Genomic DNA, 11,909 nt, shown 5'->3' on the forward strand with positions numbered 1-11,909 from the left:
GCTTGAACAAGAACAAAAACAGATCAAAATCATCCGTCAGACAGGAGATCCGCTTATGCCCTATGCCCATTCCGACAGTTCCACGCCCAGCATGGGGTCAACGGATGTGCGCGAGCGGCCCAAGCTAGAGGGCGGACAGGCCTTTGTGCTGAACACAAGCTTTGATCCGGCCGGTGATCAGCCCACCGCCATTGCGGAATTGTCCCAGGGTGTATTTGACGGCGAGCGTGATCAGGTGTTGCTGGGGGCCACCGGTACCGGCAAGACATTCACCATGGCCAAGGTGATCGAGGCCACCCAGCGCCCTGCTATCATTCTGGCCCCGAACAAAACTCTGGCTGCGCAATTATACGGCGAATTCAAAGACTTCTTTCCCGACAACGCGGTCGAATACTTCGTCTCGTTCTACGATTACTATCAGCCCGAGGCCTATGTCGCGCGATCAGACACCTTCATCGAGAAGGAAAGCCAGATCAACGAACAGATCGACCGGATGCGCCACTCGGCCACCCGTGCATTGCTGGAACGCGACGATGTGATCATCATCGCCTCGGTGTCCTGTATCTATGGTATTGGATCGATCGAAACCTACGGCGCCATGACCCAGGATCTGAAGGCGGGTGAGAGTTACGATCAGCGCCAAATCATGGCCGATCTGGTGGCCCAGCAATACAAGCGCAACGATCAGGCCTTTCAGCGCGGCTCGTTCCGGGTGCGTGGTGATTCCCTCGAGATTTTCCCGGCCCACCTGGATGATCGCGCCTGGCGCCTGTCATTTTTTGGCGAAGAATTGGAAGGCATCACCGAATTCGATCCACTGACCGGCGAGCGCACCGGCACGTTCGAGCAGATTCGCGTCTACGCCAACTCGCACTATGTGACCCCCAAGCCGACCCTCAATCAGGCCGTCATCAAGATCAAAGAAGAGCTGCGACTGCGGCTGGATCAACTGGTCAATGAGGGCAAACTGCTCGAGGCGCAGCGGCTGGAACAACGCTGCAAATTCGACATCGAAATGCTCGAGGCCACCGGCCATTGCAACGGCATTGAAAACTACTCGCGCTATCTGACCGGCCGCGCCCCCGGCGAGCCGCCCCCCACTCTGTTCGAATTCATCCCGGACAATGCCATCGTATTCGCAGATGAAAGCCACGTCTCGGTGCCGCAGATCGGTGGCATGTACAAAGGCGACTATCGGCGCAAATTCACCCTGGCTGAACACGGCTTTCGCCTGCCGTCCTGCATGGACAACCGCCCGCTGAAGTTTGAGGAATGGGATGCCATGCGGCCGCAATCGGTCTTTGTCTCGGCGACACCGTCAAAGTGGGAGTTGGAACGCACCGGTGGTGTCTTCACCGAACAGGTGATCCGTCCCACGGGCCTGCTGGACCCGCCTGTCGAAATTCGGCCCGTACAGATGCAGGTTGATGATCTGCTGGATGAGGTCCGCAAGGTCACCGCCGACAATATGCGCACTCTGGTCACCACCCTGACCAAACGCATGGCCGAGGATCTGACCGAATATATGCATGAACAGGGCATCAAGGTCCGCTACATGCACTCTGACATCGACACACTGGAACGGATTGAGATCCTGCGCGATCTGCGCCTTGGCGCCTTTGACGTGCTGATCGGCATCAACCTGCTGCGCGAAGGTCTGGATATCCCCGAATGTGGATTGGTTGCCATTCTGGACGCCGATAAAGAAGGTTTCCTGCGCTCAGAGACCTCCTTGGTGCAGACGATTGGCCGCGCAGCGCGTAATGCCGAGGGTCGGGTGATTATGTATGCCGACAAGATCACCGGCTCGATGGAGCGGGCACTAGACGAAACCAACCGCCGCCGCGCCAAGCAAGAGGCCTATAATGTTGAGCACGGCATTACCCCGGAGACCGTGAAAAAGAACGTCTCGGATGTGTTGGCCGGCTTGTACCCTGGCGACACCGATCAGTCGCGCATCACAGCTACGATCGACAACCCGATGCATGGAGCCAACCTGGAAACAGTCCTGAACGGGTTGCGTACCGACATGCGCAAGGCCGCCGAGAACCTTGAGTTCGAAGAAGCCGCCCGCCTGCGCGACGAAGTCAAACGGCTGGAGGCGGTGGATCTGACCATCTCCGACGACCCCCTAGCGCGGCAATACGCGGTGGAGAAGGCGTCAGAGGCAGCCGTAAAGTCACGCGGACGGTCAACGGCTGGGAAAGGCGGCACCCGGAACTACCGGGGCAAGTCGCAGAAGAAGTTTTGAGGTGACAAAGGGCAGCGCCTGACCTTGGGCAAGCGCAAAGCGCCTTCCGAAGGGAGTTAACACCATCTCGGAAATGATCTGGAGGATCATTTCAGGTCTGAACAGGCGGAGCCAAGGCAGGCGCTGCCCGAGCGGGGCACGGGCATTGTGCGTTCTAAGGAGATCTTGAAATGATCAAACAATATGACAGCGTACAACTAAAATCCCCAACTAAACCGGCACTGATGGATTGTGCTGGTGTGGTGGTGGATGTCCTGACCGAAAACCCACCTTTCTACATCGTCGAATTCGTAAATAGTGACGGAAGCACCCAGGCTCTGCTGGACCTTGGTGCAGAAGACCTAATTTTGATCTCTTCATATTCACCTGAGCCTGCCGCCCACCATTTGGGCCCCGCCGAAATTTGGAGGAAGCTCAAACAGATCCTTGCTAAGCGTTAGGCATCTATCTTCCTCAACTGATCCCTCAAACCACTTTCGCTTTTAGCCAGGTAGGCAGCGCCCGACCCTCCCCGTCGAAACTGGAGGTCGCTGACCTATTCATGTGACGCAAACCCCTTACTTCAACTCCACCTCAACAAAACTCATTGCTGTCTCGCCGATGTTGATCACATTGTGCTCCACGCCCTCCTCCCGCCGGTACGCTGTGCCTGCGGGCACCAGGGTGTCGCGGGTCTCGCCGCCCGGCAGTTCCAGCCGCATGTGGCAGTCGGTGACGGCGGTGATCACGTAATCCATCGCGTGTCTGTGCCAGCCGGTCTGATCGCCCGGCGCAAAGTCAAACCGGGTCACCCGCACCCGCGCGTCGTCAATCATCTGTGTTGCCAGAACCTGTGCCATTGTCGCCTCTGGTTGTTGATCTTACGTTACATTATCGCTGTCCGGACCCGGCAAATACCGCCAGTCTCGGGAATTTTCCGGGCCAGAAAGGAAATTCGTGCTAGGATCATGACCGAAGGAGTCCAGTTGATGGTTACGAATTTTCTGCGTGTCGTTTTGATTATTCCCTTTCTTGCCCAACCTCTGGCCGCTTCCGAGGGCGGCAACAATGGGGATCGGGGGGGCGAAGGAACCGGTCTGCAAAACAGAACCACGCGGGACATTGTCAAAACCCTGACCTTCGAATTTGAGCGCTGCCACAGAGAGAAAAAGATCTATCGCTGGGATTGTTATCGCAAGACCTACCGCTTGGTGGTTAACAAGCTGAATGGCCGGTTGAGCTATTCCCACGCCCAGGACGCACTGGAACATGTCGAGGAAGAACTGGATCAGATCGTAGCCGAGTATCAGGACCCGGCCGTGCCAAAGAAACGCAGGCTGACTCGAAGTTATGTGGCGATCAAACCCGAAGCCATTCCCGCCGCGCGGGCCCGCACTGAACGGGCGATGGAAGAGGCCCAGACCATGTTGCTGCGTGCGCCCTCGCACACCCAGTCGCATTATGTTCGCATTGCCGATGCCATCAATTCCAACAAGGTCTTGTTGCGCTCGGCGCTGCTGATGCTGCCGAACCGGTTGATCCGCCTTGCGCAGATCTTTGCCAAATCCACCAATCTGCAGCTCTAATTCGGCCGCAGGGCTTGCCCTAAGTGAGCAACAGGCGCAGACTAAAATCCCACTCGAAACCTCAGGGCGCCCAGGCCGCGCCGCTGGTATAGGAGCCGTGCGGCCATGGGGCACCCGTCATCCCGACGGAGAAGCCAATGACCATTGCCGCACGCCTGAAACACCATCTCGAGGCCCAGGGTCTGCCGTTTGACATGATCGCCCACCCTTACGCCGCCACTGCCAGTGGCTGCGCCGAGGCCGCGCATGTGCCCGGCGACCATCTGGCCAAATCGGTCCTGATCCATATGGAGGAAGGCCCGATACTGGCCGTTGTGCCGTCAAATCACCATGTGGATCTGACCCAATTACAGGCCATGCTAAAGCGCCGTCTGGGGTTGGCTGCCGAATCCGAGATCCAGATCCTGTTTGACGACTGCAATCTGGGCGCGGCGCCGCCAGTCGGCGCGGCCTATGATGTGCCGACCATCATCGACAACAGTCTGTCGGGGTTGGATAAAGTCTGGTTTGAGGCCGGGGATCATAAAACGCTGGTTGAAATGCAGGGACGAGATTTTGATCAACTGATGCAGGGCGCAAAGCACGGTTCGTTCTGCACCCTGCACTGACCTTCGCTTGGCCTGTTGATCATTTAAGCCGGGCTTTTTTGTCCGGAAATTTTTGCATGGCCCATCTCCGAGGAGGGTCATGCAAGGGATCACGCAGACGTTATGTCAGCCTATCGCAGCACATGGACTGCGCAGGCAGCGTGGCGGACCACTTGCGAGGCAGTGGAGCCCAACAACAGATCTTGCATGCCCGGGCGATGCGACGCGATGATAATCAGGTCCGGGCTGTTGGTTTCCGCCCAATCCAGGATGGAACGTCCCGAGTGGCCCTCGATCACCACACCGATGGCATGTGGTAACGTGGCGGCCAGAGTATCAAGTTCAACCTGCAAAGCCTCGCGGGCCTGGGCCAGGTAATCAAGCGGCATATATGATATGGCATAGGCCGGTATGTGCTCGACCACATGCAGCAAAGTGACGGCGCCGCCTGCCGTGCACAGTATCTTGGCAAGCTTCAAGGCGCCGGTGATATCACGATCAGGATCAAAAGAAATGGGCACTAGAATTTTATGATACATCAATCGTCTCCTTATGTTGCCCCATCCCATGTTTCACTCAAAAAACATGTGATTTCATTGATGCAGATCAACCCGGTTATTATATATAAACCAAGCTATTAGCTGCTGGCATATCACCAGACACTACCACCCTGATATGTAGCCCGACCAAACAAGGCGCCCAGTCATTGTCAGGTTTATTTGTGGTTTGAGATTGGGTTTCACGAGAGTTTGTCACCTCACGGCCAGAGGCTAAGGGGGCCAGCCCCCTTTTGGCCTACGGCCAATTCACCCCCGGGATATTTTGGCCAGATGAAGACCCCGGAAGTGAATATTGATCGTATCGCTCCTAGTTGAATGTCTCGGCGACGTCGTACATGACCGGTTCAAAACTGCGGCACAGCCCGTTGAACTTGCGGTTTCGCTCGCGCATTTCCGGAGTGCGGAGCATGGCCAGAAAGTCCTCGCGACGGCGCCATTGGGAGTAATTCGCAATCCTGGTCTGCGCATCATTTACGTGCAGCCCTGCTGAGATGAACCCCGGCTGAAGTGAGATAAACTCAGAATAGGCTAGGGTCAGGGCGTCCAGCAGATCCTGACAGGTGCCTGGCGTCATTTCAAACGTCGTGATGACAGTTTGGATTTCAGCGGTCTTGGCTATTGTTGGCATTGGCTCCTCCGTTGAAGACTTTTAGCCTACGCGGGATTTCACTGGGAACAGAAGCATTTTCAACAATCTGAGCGTTAAATCCTGCGCCGCCAGCTAAGTGGTACCGAAAAAGTAACCCATTCTTAACACTGATCGATAGCCAATTGGACTGGGGGGTTAGTGATGTTCCTGGGCTTGATTGTTGTCTGGTTTTTCGTTTTAGGCACGGTCCCTGCTTTGGCCGGGGCCTGGATGAGAGATCCGGGGAGCGGTTTTTCCTCGGTCAGTGCCACCTTTCAACACAGCACTGGCGGCAGGTCGACAGACCTTAGCTATTACGGTGAATTTGGTGTGTCTCCGTTTCTGACACTTGGGATCGACCTGAATGACAACGACAATCTGACCGGGCATGCGCTGGTGTTTGCCCGTGTCCCATTGGAGTTTCTGCCGTCTGAGCACCACCTGGCGACTGAATTGGCCCTGGGTGGAGCACATTACCAAAATGTATGGAAATCAATGCATAAGTTGACACTTTCGTATGGCCATGCCTTTGACAGCATCTGGGGCCCGGGCTGGTTGGCGATCGATAGCGCCTATGAAAAGCGTGCCATCAACACAGGGGCCATTTTGAAACTGGACGCCACTATAGGCCTGTCGGACAACACACACCTGCGACCGATGCTACAAATTGAGACGGCTAAGATTTCAGGTCATCAACTATTTTATACGATCACGCCCTCGCTGCAGTTTCCCCTGCCCCGCGATTTGAAATTGCTGATCGGCGTAGAGCATCGTGTAACCACTCGCCGCAGTATTGGCCTTAAAGTCGGAATGTGGCACAGGTTCTAGGGTAATGACGAGGACACAAACCCCATGACCACTCCAATTCGACCCACCGATGACGGTGCGCGCGCCTTGGCGCAAGGCCTGATGGCCAAGGCCCGGTTTGCAGCACTTGGGGTGGTTCTGGACACAAATGTGCCTTTGGTGACGCGGGTGGCTTTTGGTCTTGATCCCGAAGGTGGCCCGATCAGTCTTGTCTCGTCTCTTTCGGTACACACGGGGGCATTGCAGGGCAATCCGATCTGTTCGCTGCTGTTGGGTGAGCCCGGAGACAAAGGGGATCCCCTGACATATCCGCGTCTTAGCCTGATCTGCCGCGCGTCTTTCCTGCATCACGGAGACGTCGGTCACGCCGAACTGGCCGCGCATTACCTGCGCGACCACCCTAAGGCGAAACTCTATATCGGATTTAGCGATTTTTCCTTTGTCCGCTTTGAGGTCAGCGAAGCCCATCTGAACGGTGGCTTTGGCAAGGCCTTTCATCTTGTCCCGCAGGACCTGGTTCCAAGCTGATCACTTGTCTATGCGCATAGTCAATTGCACTTCGCCTCTCACTGCTTCCTCCCAGACCAGATCAACCTGATCTTTCGCACTGCCCTGTTCCAGTTCGGCATAAGGCATGGCATGACGGGATGATCCGCCGCTGGTGGTGATCGCTCCCAGCGCGATGACGCTGTCCACCCCGCGCGACCTGCCGCCAAAGGGCAGGGCATTCCCCGGATCAACCGTCCATGTTGTGGCTGCCGAGGATTGCTCGTGCCGGATCCGTAGCGGATTGGCCACCAGGGCATCCACATTGTGATAGGTATTCCCCGCGAAAAACACGTTTTTGGACCGACTGAAATCAAGATCTGAAAAGCTGGTGTCCACCCGTTCAGCCCGGTCAATATTGCCGTTGATAGACCTAAATTTATTGCCACTTACCGTGACTCCGTTCAGGAAATGTCCCGTGCCATGCGGCTTGATCACAATGTAACTGAACCATGGGGCAACATCGCCTGACAGGCACACATTGTCCGTGATCGAAAGGGAGCTGAATGAAAACCCGGTGTCGAAATCCGGCGTTGGGTCCTGTTCATTGGTCCATTCAATAAAGCAATTGTCGATGTAATTGTCCGAAATCGTGGTGGAACAATAGGTACTGGCCAGGATCAGCCCCGCCGTGCGCACACCGCCAGCAACCGAATCCCCCTGGAAGAAATGATTGCCAGCAACCGTGTTGTTCCCCCCTGCGAGCAAGGCAAAATGGCGGAATTTGGTGATCCGATTGTTACGCAGCTTGGCATCATTGGCATTCACATTCAGCCCCAGCGAGCTGCGGTCCGAGACGTCCTCGGCTTCTTCCGCCGACAGGAACTGGCAATTGTCCACCAATATACCCTGACACCCGGTGCCAATCGATGAAATTCCCCGGTCTTTGGGGCGCGAGATAAAGCAGTGTTCCAAGCTGAACACCGAGCCGGCCGGTGACAGACGAATGGCGCTGCAATAGCTGTTGCACTGCAGTTCGACCTCGGCGATGCCAAATTTGCTAAGCGCGCTGAAGCCACTGAAATCAAGCATGTATTTGAAGTCTTTGAAGGTGAACACTTGGGTGCCTGCCGCATCATAGAGCGGCGCATTCAGGGTCAGCTCCCCCGCGCCTGTGTTCTTCGACTTCACGTAGACTTCCCGCCCGACCCCGCTGCCCTCGACCAGAGCCCCAACGGGTATATTGGCAATGTTTGCGACCGATGACAGTGTGCGCGAGTCACTGGGGTCATAGGTCGCCTGTGACGTCACTGTCTCGGTGTCCCAGGCGGCCCCGGACTGCGCCTCTATCTGGCCGTTGCGGATCACCCGGCGGGTTGCATAACTGGTTTTGTTGGGCACGGCCGCCTGCATGTCCACTGGCCCGCTTAGACTAACCTTACGCCCAGCCAGATCCAGAGAGTCATGATCGGCATTGTTGATCAGCGCTTGGAACGCTTTTTTGAACCCGAGTTCCTCGTTGCCAAAGGCGGCCGCATAAGTGGGGAAGTCGAAACTTTTGGTCAGAAGCAACATTTCGTCGGTGGGCATGGTCACTGTGCCCTCGAACACCACCTGGTGATTAAGCGACACAGTGTCACCAAGATAGAATTCTCCGGCAGGTACCAGAATGCGACGGCCATCCGCCGCATCGTCTGCCGCTTCAAATGCTGGGGCATCATTGGTCACCCCGTCGCCAACAGCCCCGAAATCCGTCACATCCACCAGGCTGAGCATATCCCGCAGATAAGCGCTGGTGATGTCGACAATCTCAATATCGTCCACCCGTACAACACCACCGTTGGCGCCGATCAGGTCCAACCCCATATGACCGTAACTCGCGCTGCGCCCCCAGGTCATATCAACGCCGCCCCGTGCCCCGGTGCCAACAATTGCGCTAATCTCGACCACCTCGCCATAGCTGGTCAGGCTCGTGGTGGGACCAGTTTCCACTACGCCACCGACATGACCATTGCCGGAACCTCCGGCCCAGGCAGCGATCCGCACGCTGGGCAATGCACCACTGACGGCTTTGATGCGAACTTTGATTTGCAGATAGCACCCCGGCAGCAACGGTGTTTGCCCCATATGGCGCAATTGTTGCGTGGAATCCGTCTTTTGCAGCTCAAGACATCCAGAAAAGTCAGCATCCGCAGGAACAAAGGCCGCGTTAATCGCACCGTCATATGTATCAGACCCTGGCGTGCCATCGCCACTGGACCAGACATCCAGACCATCCGAAAATGCGGGTGGCATCAATACTATGCCCTCGGTAATGACTTTATTCATGGATAACCCTTTCCTGCAGCGCCTGTGCGTTTGGGAGAAAGGATTTAAGACGGCAATGTTAATTCAGCGCCAGTAAGGCGTTCGCCCGGTCTGCAACGCCGCGCGGTCTGAGCGCCTACAACAAATGACGACGTATAAATGGCTGGCTCTATCAAAGTGCCATCGTTCGCAGTGGCATGGCGGTCGAAAATTTTGACCCCCGGCGGCAGGATCGTCCCGCGGCGTGCCTCAGAGACAAAGATGTATTTGCTGTTTTCTTTAGTCGCTGAAATGGATGCCGGATCATCCAACGTTCCCACATAGACCCCAATCCGATCAGGCCAACGTTCAAAAGTCAGGGCCAATTTGGTTCCGCATTCTTTGCAAAAATGAACGTGAATGCGTTTCCCGCTGCCGTCCGAAATCAAAGTATAAACGCTGGGGCTGTCTTTCGTGAAAGTGAACCCGGCTCGTTCAAAAATGGGTTCAATCATCCGATCTGATCCAGTCGCACGCTGGCAGAACTGACAGAAACAAATAGTTATCCAAAGTGGATCAGTTCCGGTGTCAAAACTAACTTTACCGCACAGGCAGCGCCCTGAGTGCCCAGGTGACATGCTTCTCTCCGTTCTGTTTGAGCTAATATGGTGCTTTGGCAGACCAGACGCCGTAGCGTCCGATCTGGGCAGGGTTTTTATCCTGCTTTGAGATATGGGATCGTGCCCACGATGTCAGTGTCATCAACAACGCAAAAGTTCGAAACACTCCCGCCCTGTCGCGCCCTGCCATGAGGAGCGTATTCAGGATCGCTTGCGAAACCATCCAGTGCCGCCCGATCAGGAAACTCCAATATTGCAATCAGGGTACTGTCAGAGGTGTTCCCTTCCAGAACCTCTATATTTCCACTGCGCGAAAGATATCGACCACCGTGCTTCTCCACCAGCTTGTGCACATGCGCTGCGTATTCTGATACCCAGCTGTCATTGGTCACCTTGATGTCTGCAATTAGATAAACGCTCATTTTCATCTCCTTGTCTCTGTTCGGCGGGTTTGCCGTATCGGATGGACCAAGGATGGCGGAACCCAGCAAGGCTCCTCTAGTCACGAAACTGGACCCACAGGTACAGTTTCTGGACTAGTGCAAGGCAGCCTGTAGATTACAGTTGATGAAACAGCCCAAGGAAATGAAATGTCACATTCAGGATATAAGCAGTTTTGTCCCCTCGCGATGGCCGCCGAAATTCTTTGCACACGCTGGACGATGGTTCTGCTGCGCGAATTTGTTGCTGGGTCGACGCGGTTCAATGACCTGCGTCGCGGCGTGCCCAAGATGTCGCCGACATTGTTGTCAAAACGCCTAAAAGAACTGGAGGAGGCTGGGATCGTCGAAAGAAGGCCAGTCCCGTCAGAACGTGGCCTGCAAGAGTATCACCTGACAGAGGCAGGCAGTGATCTAAAAGAGGTCATTATGACGATGGGCATGTGGGGGCAGAAATGGGTGGAATCATCCTTGTCGCTTAAAAACCTCGACCCATCACTTCTTATGTGGGACATGCGCAGAAATCTGAATCCAAGACCACTGCCAACCAGGCGTACAGTCGTTCAGTTTATGTTTCCCGAACTCCCCTCTACGAAACGAGATTGGTGGCTTGTCATTGAGGCCTCAGGAGAGGTCGATCTATGCTGGGCTGATCCGGGTTTTGACGTCGATTTGTACTTGTCCACTGAGTTGCGGACAATGACAGCTATCTGGATGGGCGTCACGGATGTGAATGCTGAACGCTCAAAGATTGAACTTACCGGTTCACGTGAAATTGCCTCTACAATCCAAACCTGGCTGGGGCTGAGCCCCTTCGCAGTACAGAAAAAATATGTTGCGTAAGCTATAAAATGCCCGGGTTCGACGCTGGAGCATGTTGAGTTTCGGCTAACACCTCGATGCTGCAGTGCAGTCCCAAACGGCGATAAATCCAAACAATTTGGCAATACCAATCTTGCTCCCTTCTTCGGCGGAGTTTTTTATCTGCTTTCACAAACTCACCAGACGCACTAGGCATCCCTATCTTCTGTTTCGGGACCTATCATGGCGCAAAAATCCACCATTTATAAAGTTGAACTGTCCGTTTCCGATATGGATCGTCACTACTATGAGACCCATAAACTGACTGTTGCCAAACATCCGTCGGAAACAGATGAACGGCTGATGGTGCGTCTTCTTGCTTTTGCATTGAATGCCAATGAGCAGTTGGAACTCACCAAAGGGCTTTCAACGGATGACGAGCCAGACATTTGGCAGAAAAGCCTGAGTGGCGAACTTGAGTTGTGGGTGGCATTGGGACTTCCAAGCGAGAAGATTGTTCGTCAGTCCTGTGGCAAGGCCAACCAGGTGGCGATCTATAGCTACGGCGGCAGGACAGCTGAGATGTGGTGGGAGAAGATCAAAAACAGCACCACTCGGTTTGATAATCTCCGGATTGTCAATTTTTCCGAGACGGAGACCCGCGAGTTGGGAGAACTGGCCAGTCGCTCGATGAAGCTGCAGGTTAATATTCAGGACGGTGAGGTGATGGTCAGTGTTGATGACAGCATCGTTTACGTAACCCCGGCCAAATGGAAAGATACTAAACAATGATCGTCGAGCTGCCCACAATGCGCACAATGGCCCGGACGCTTCTGTCTTAGTCCCCGCAGTAAGGTCACTGTTTTCTGCACTGGACA

14 protein-coding genes are annotated in these 11,909 nt (G+C 55.0%); 8 read left to right on the forward strand and 6 right to left on the reverse strand.

Annotated features, from left to right (window positions below; all coding sequences use genetic code 11):
* The first annotated feature begins 55 nt into the window (after positions 1-55).
* Positions 56-2,251, forward strand: coding sequence for an excinuclease ABC subunit UvrB (gene uvrB / locus EBB79_RS16395; RefSeq protein ID WP_127749895.1), 2,196 nt, complete (start codon positions 56-58; stop codon positions 2,249-2,251).
* A gap of 170 nt (positions 2,252-2,421) precedes the next feature.
* Positions 2,422-2,691 (forward strand): DUF4926 domain-containing protein, encoded by a 270-nt coding sequence (locus tag EBB79_RS16400; RefSeq protein WP_127749896.1) that lies wholly within the window; start codon positions 2,422-2,424, stop codon positions 2,689-2,691.
* 117 nt (positions 2,692-2,808) lie between these two features.
* Here EBB79_RS16400 and EBB79_RS16405 read toward each other — a convergent pair whose 3' ends face one another.
* Positions 2,809-3,090 (reverse strand): cupin domain-containing protein, encoded by a 282-nt coding sequence (locus EBB79_RS16405; RefSeq protein WP_164860839.1) that lies wholly within the window; start codon positions 3,088-3,090, stop codon positions 2,809-2,811.
* A 129-nt stretch (positions 3,091-3,219) separates the two neighbouring features.
* On the opposite strand from EBB79_RS16405, the gene EBB79_RS16410 reads away from it, so the two are divergent.
* Together EBB79_RS16410 and EBB79_RS16415 are read left to right on the forward strand one after the other, a co-directional pair.
* Positions 3,220-3,816, forward strand: a complete 597-nt coding sequence (locus tag EBB79_RS16410) for a hypothetical protein (protein WP_127749897.1) — start codon at positions 3,220-3,222, stop codon at positions 3,814-3,816.
* Between the two features lie 137 nt (positions 3,817-3,953).
* Entirely contained in the window at positions 3,954-4,424 is a 471-nt protein-coding gene (locus EBB79_RS16415) for an aminoacyl-tRNA deacylase (RefSeq protein WP_127749898.1), read from the forward strand.
* Between the two features lie 110 nt (positions 4,425-4,534).
* Here EBB79_RS16415 and EBB79_RS16420 read toward each other — a convergent pair whose 3' ends face one another.
* Both EBB79_RS16420 and EBB79_RS16425 read right to left on the reverse strand, forming a co-directional pair.
* Positions 4,535-4,942, reverse strand: coding sequence for a universal stress protein (locus EBB79_RS16420; protein WP_127749899.1), 408 nt, complete (start codon positions 4,940-4,942; stop codon positions 4,535-4,537).
* 328 nt (positions 4,943-5,270) lie between these two features.
* Entirely contained in the window at positions 5,271-5,591 is a 321-nt protein-coding gene (locus EBB79_RS16425) for an antibiotic biosynthesis monooxygenase family protein (RefSeq protein ID WP_127749900.1), read from the reverse strand.
* Between the two features lie 162 nt (positions 5,592-5,753).
* Between EBB79_RS16425 and EBB79_RS16430 the strand changes: the two genes are divergently transcribed.
* Together EBB79_RS16430 and EBB79_RS16435 are read left to right on the forward strand one after the other, a co-directional pair.
* On the forward strand, positions 5,754-6,419 hold the full coding sequence (locus EBB79_RS16430) for a hypothetical protein (RefSeq protein ID WP_127749901.1): 666 nt from the start codon (positions 5,754-5,756) through the stop codon (positions 6,417-6,419).
* 24 nt (positions 6,420-6,443) lie between these two features.
* Positions 6,444-6,926 (forward strand): HugZ family pyridoxamine 5'-phosphate oxidase, encoded by a 483-nt coding sequence (locus EBB79_RS16435; protein ID WP_127749902.1) that lies wholly within the window; start codon positions 6,444-6,446, stop codon positions 6,924-6,926.
* On the opposite strand, the gene EBB79_RS16440 is transcribed toward EBB79_RS16435, so the two are convergent.
* The 3 genes from EBB79_RS16440 to EBB79_RS16450 form a co-directional block, all read right to left on the reverse strand.
* Entirely contained in the window at positions 6,927-9,212 is a 2,286-nt protein-coding gene (locus tag EBB79_RS16440; protein WP_127749903.1) for a right-handed parallel beta-helix repeat-containing protein, read from the reverse strand.
* A 44-nt stretch (positions 9,213-9,256) separates the two neighbouring features.
* Positions 9,257-9,808, reverse strand: a complete 552-nt coding sequence (locus tag EBB79_RS16445; protein WP_127749904.1) for a GFA family protein — start codon at positions 9,806-9,808, stop codon at positions 9,257-9,259.
* Between the two features lie 77 nt (positions 9,809-9,885).
* On the reverse strand, positions 9,886-10,212 hold the full coding sequence (locus tag EBB79_RS16450; protein WP_127749905.1) for a DUF1330 domain-containing protein: 327 nt from the start codon (positions 10,210-10,212) through the stop codon (positions 9,886-9,888).
* A 168-nt stretch (positions 10,213-10,380) separates the two neighbouring features.
* Between EBB79_RS16450 and EBB79_RS16455 the strand changes: the two genes are divergently transcribed.
* Together EBB79_RS16455 and EBB79_RS16460 are read left to right on the forward strand one after the other, a co-directional pair.
* Positions 10,381-11,073: a winged helix-turn-helix transcriptional regulator gene (locus tag EBB79_RS16455; protein WP_127749906.1), complete on the forward strand. Its 693-nt coding sequence runs from the start codon at positions 10,381-10,383 to the stop codon at positions 11,071-11,073.
* 201 nt (positions 11,074-11,274) lie between these two features.
* The gene (locus EBB79_RS16460) at positions 11,275-11,823 is read left to right on the forward strand and encodes a YaeQ family protein (protein WP_127749907.1); all 549 of its coding nucleotides are present in this window, start codon (positions 11,275-11,277) and stop codon (positions 11,821-11,823) included.
* Positions 11,824-11,909 lie beyond the last annotated feature (86 nt).

The organism is Parasedimentitalea marina, assembly GCF_004006175.1.
Taxonomy (GTDB): Bacteria; Pseudomonadota; Alphaproteobacteria; order Rhodobacterales; family Rhodobacteraceae; genus Parasedimentitalea; species Parasedimentitalea marina.

Bases quoted from the DNA above. Each gene is read 5' to 3' on its own strand.
- EBB79_RS16415 (WP_127749898.1), top strand. From the start codon at position 3,954: ATGACCATTGCCGCACGCCTGAAACACCATCTCGAGGCCCAGGGTCTG.
- EBB79_RS16425 (WP_127749900.1), bottom strand. From the start codon at position 5,591: ATGCCAACAATAGCCAAGACCGCTGAAATCCAAACTGTCATCACGACG.
- uvrB (WP_127749895.1), top strand. From the start codon at position 56: ATGCCCTATGCCCATTCCGACAGTTCCACGCCCAGCATGGGGTCAACG.
- EBB79_RS16410 (WP_127749897.1), top strand. From the start codon at position 3,220: ATGGTTACGAATTTTCTGCGTGTCGTTTTGATTATTCCCTTTCTTGCC.
- EBB79_RS16430 (WP_127749901.1), top strand. From the start codon at position 5,754: ATGTTCCTGGGCTTGATTGTTGTCTGGTTTTTCGTTTTAGGCACGGTC.
- EBB79_RS16400 (WP_127749896.1), top strand. From the start codon at position 2,422: ATGATCAAACAATATGACAGCGTACAACTAAAATCCCCAACTAAACCG.
- EBB79_RS16455 (WP_127749906.1), top strand. From the start codon at position 10,381: ATGTCACATTCAGGATATAAGCAGTTTTGTCCCCTCGCGATGGCCGCC.
- EBB79_RS16420 (WP_127749899.1), bottom strand. From the start codon at position 4,942: ATGTATCATAAAATTCTAGTGCCCATTTCTTTTGATCCTGATCGTGAT.
- EBB79_RS16450 (WP_127749905.1), bottom strand. From the start codon at position 10,212: ATGAGCGTTTATCTAATTGCAGACATCAAGGTGACCAATGACAGCTGG.
- EBB79_RS16405 (WP_164860839.1), bottom strand. From the start codon at position 3,090: ATGGCACAGGTTCTGGCAACACAGATGATTGACGACGCGCGGGTGCGG.
- EBB79_RS16460 (WP_127749907.1), top strand. From the start codon at position 11,275: ATGGCGCAAAAATCCACCATTTATAAAGTTGAACTGTCCGTTTCCGAT.
- EBB79_RS16435 (WP_127749902.1), top strand. From the start codon at position 6,444: ATGACCACTCCAATTCGACCCACCGATGACGGTGCGCGCGCCTTGGCG.
- EBB79_RS16445 (WP_127749904.1), bottom strand. From the start codon at position 9,808: ATGTCACCTGGGCACTCAGGGCGCTGCCTGTGCGGTAAAGTTAGTTTT.
- EBB79_RS16440 (WP_127749903.1), bottom strand. From the start codon at position 9,212: ATGAATAAAGTCATTACCGAGGGCATAGTATTGATGCCACCCGCATTT.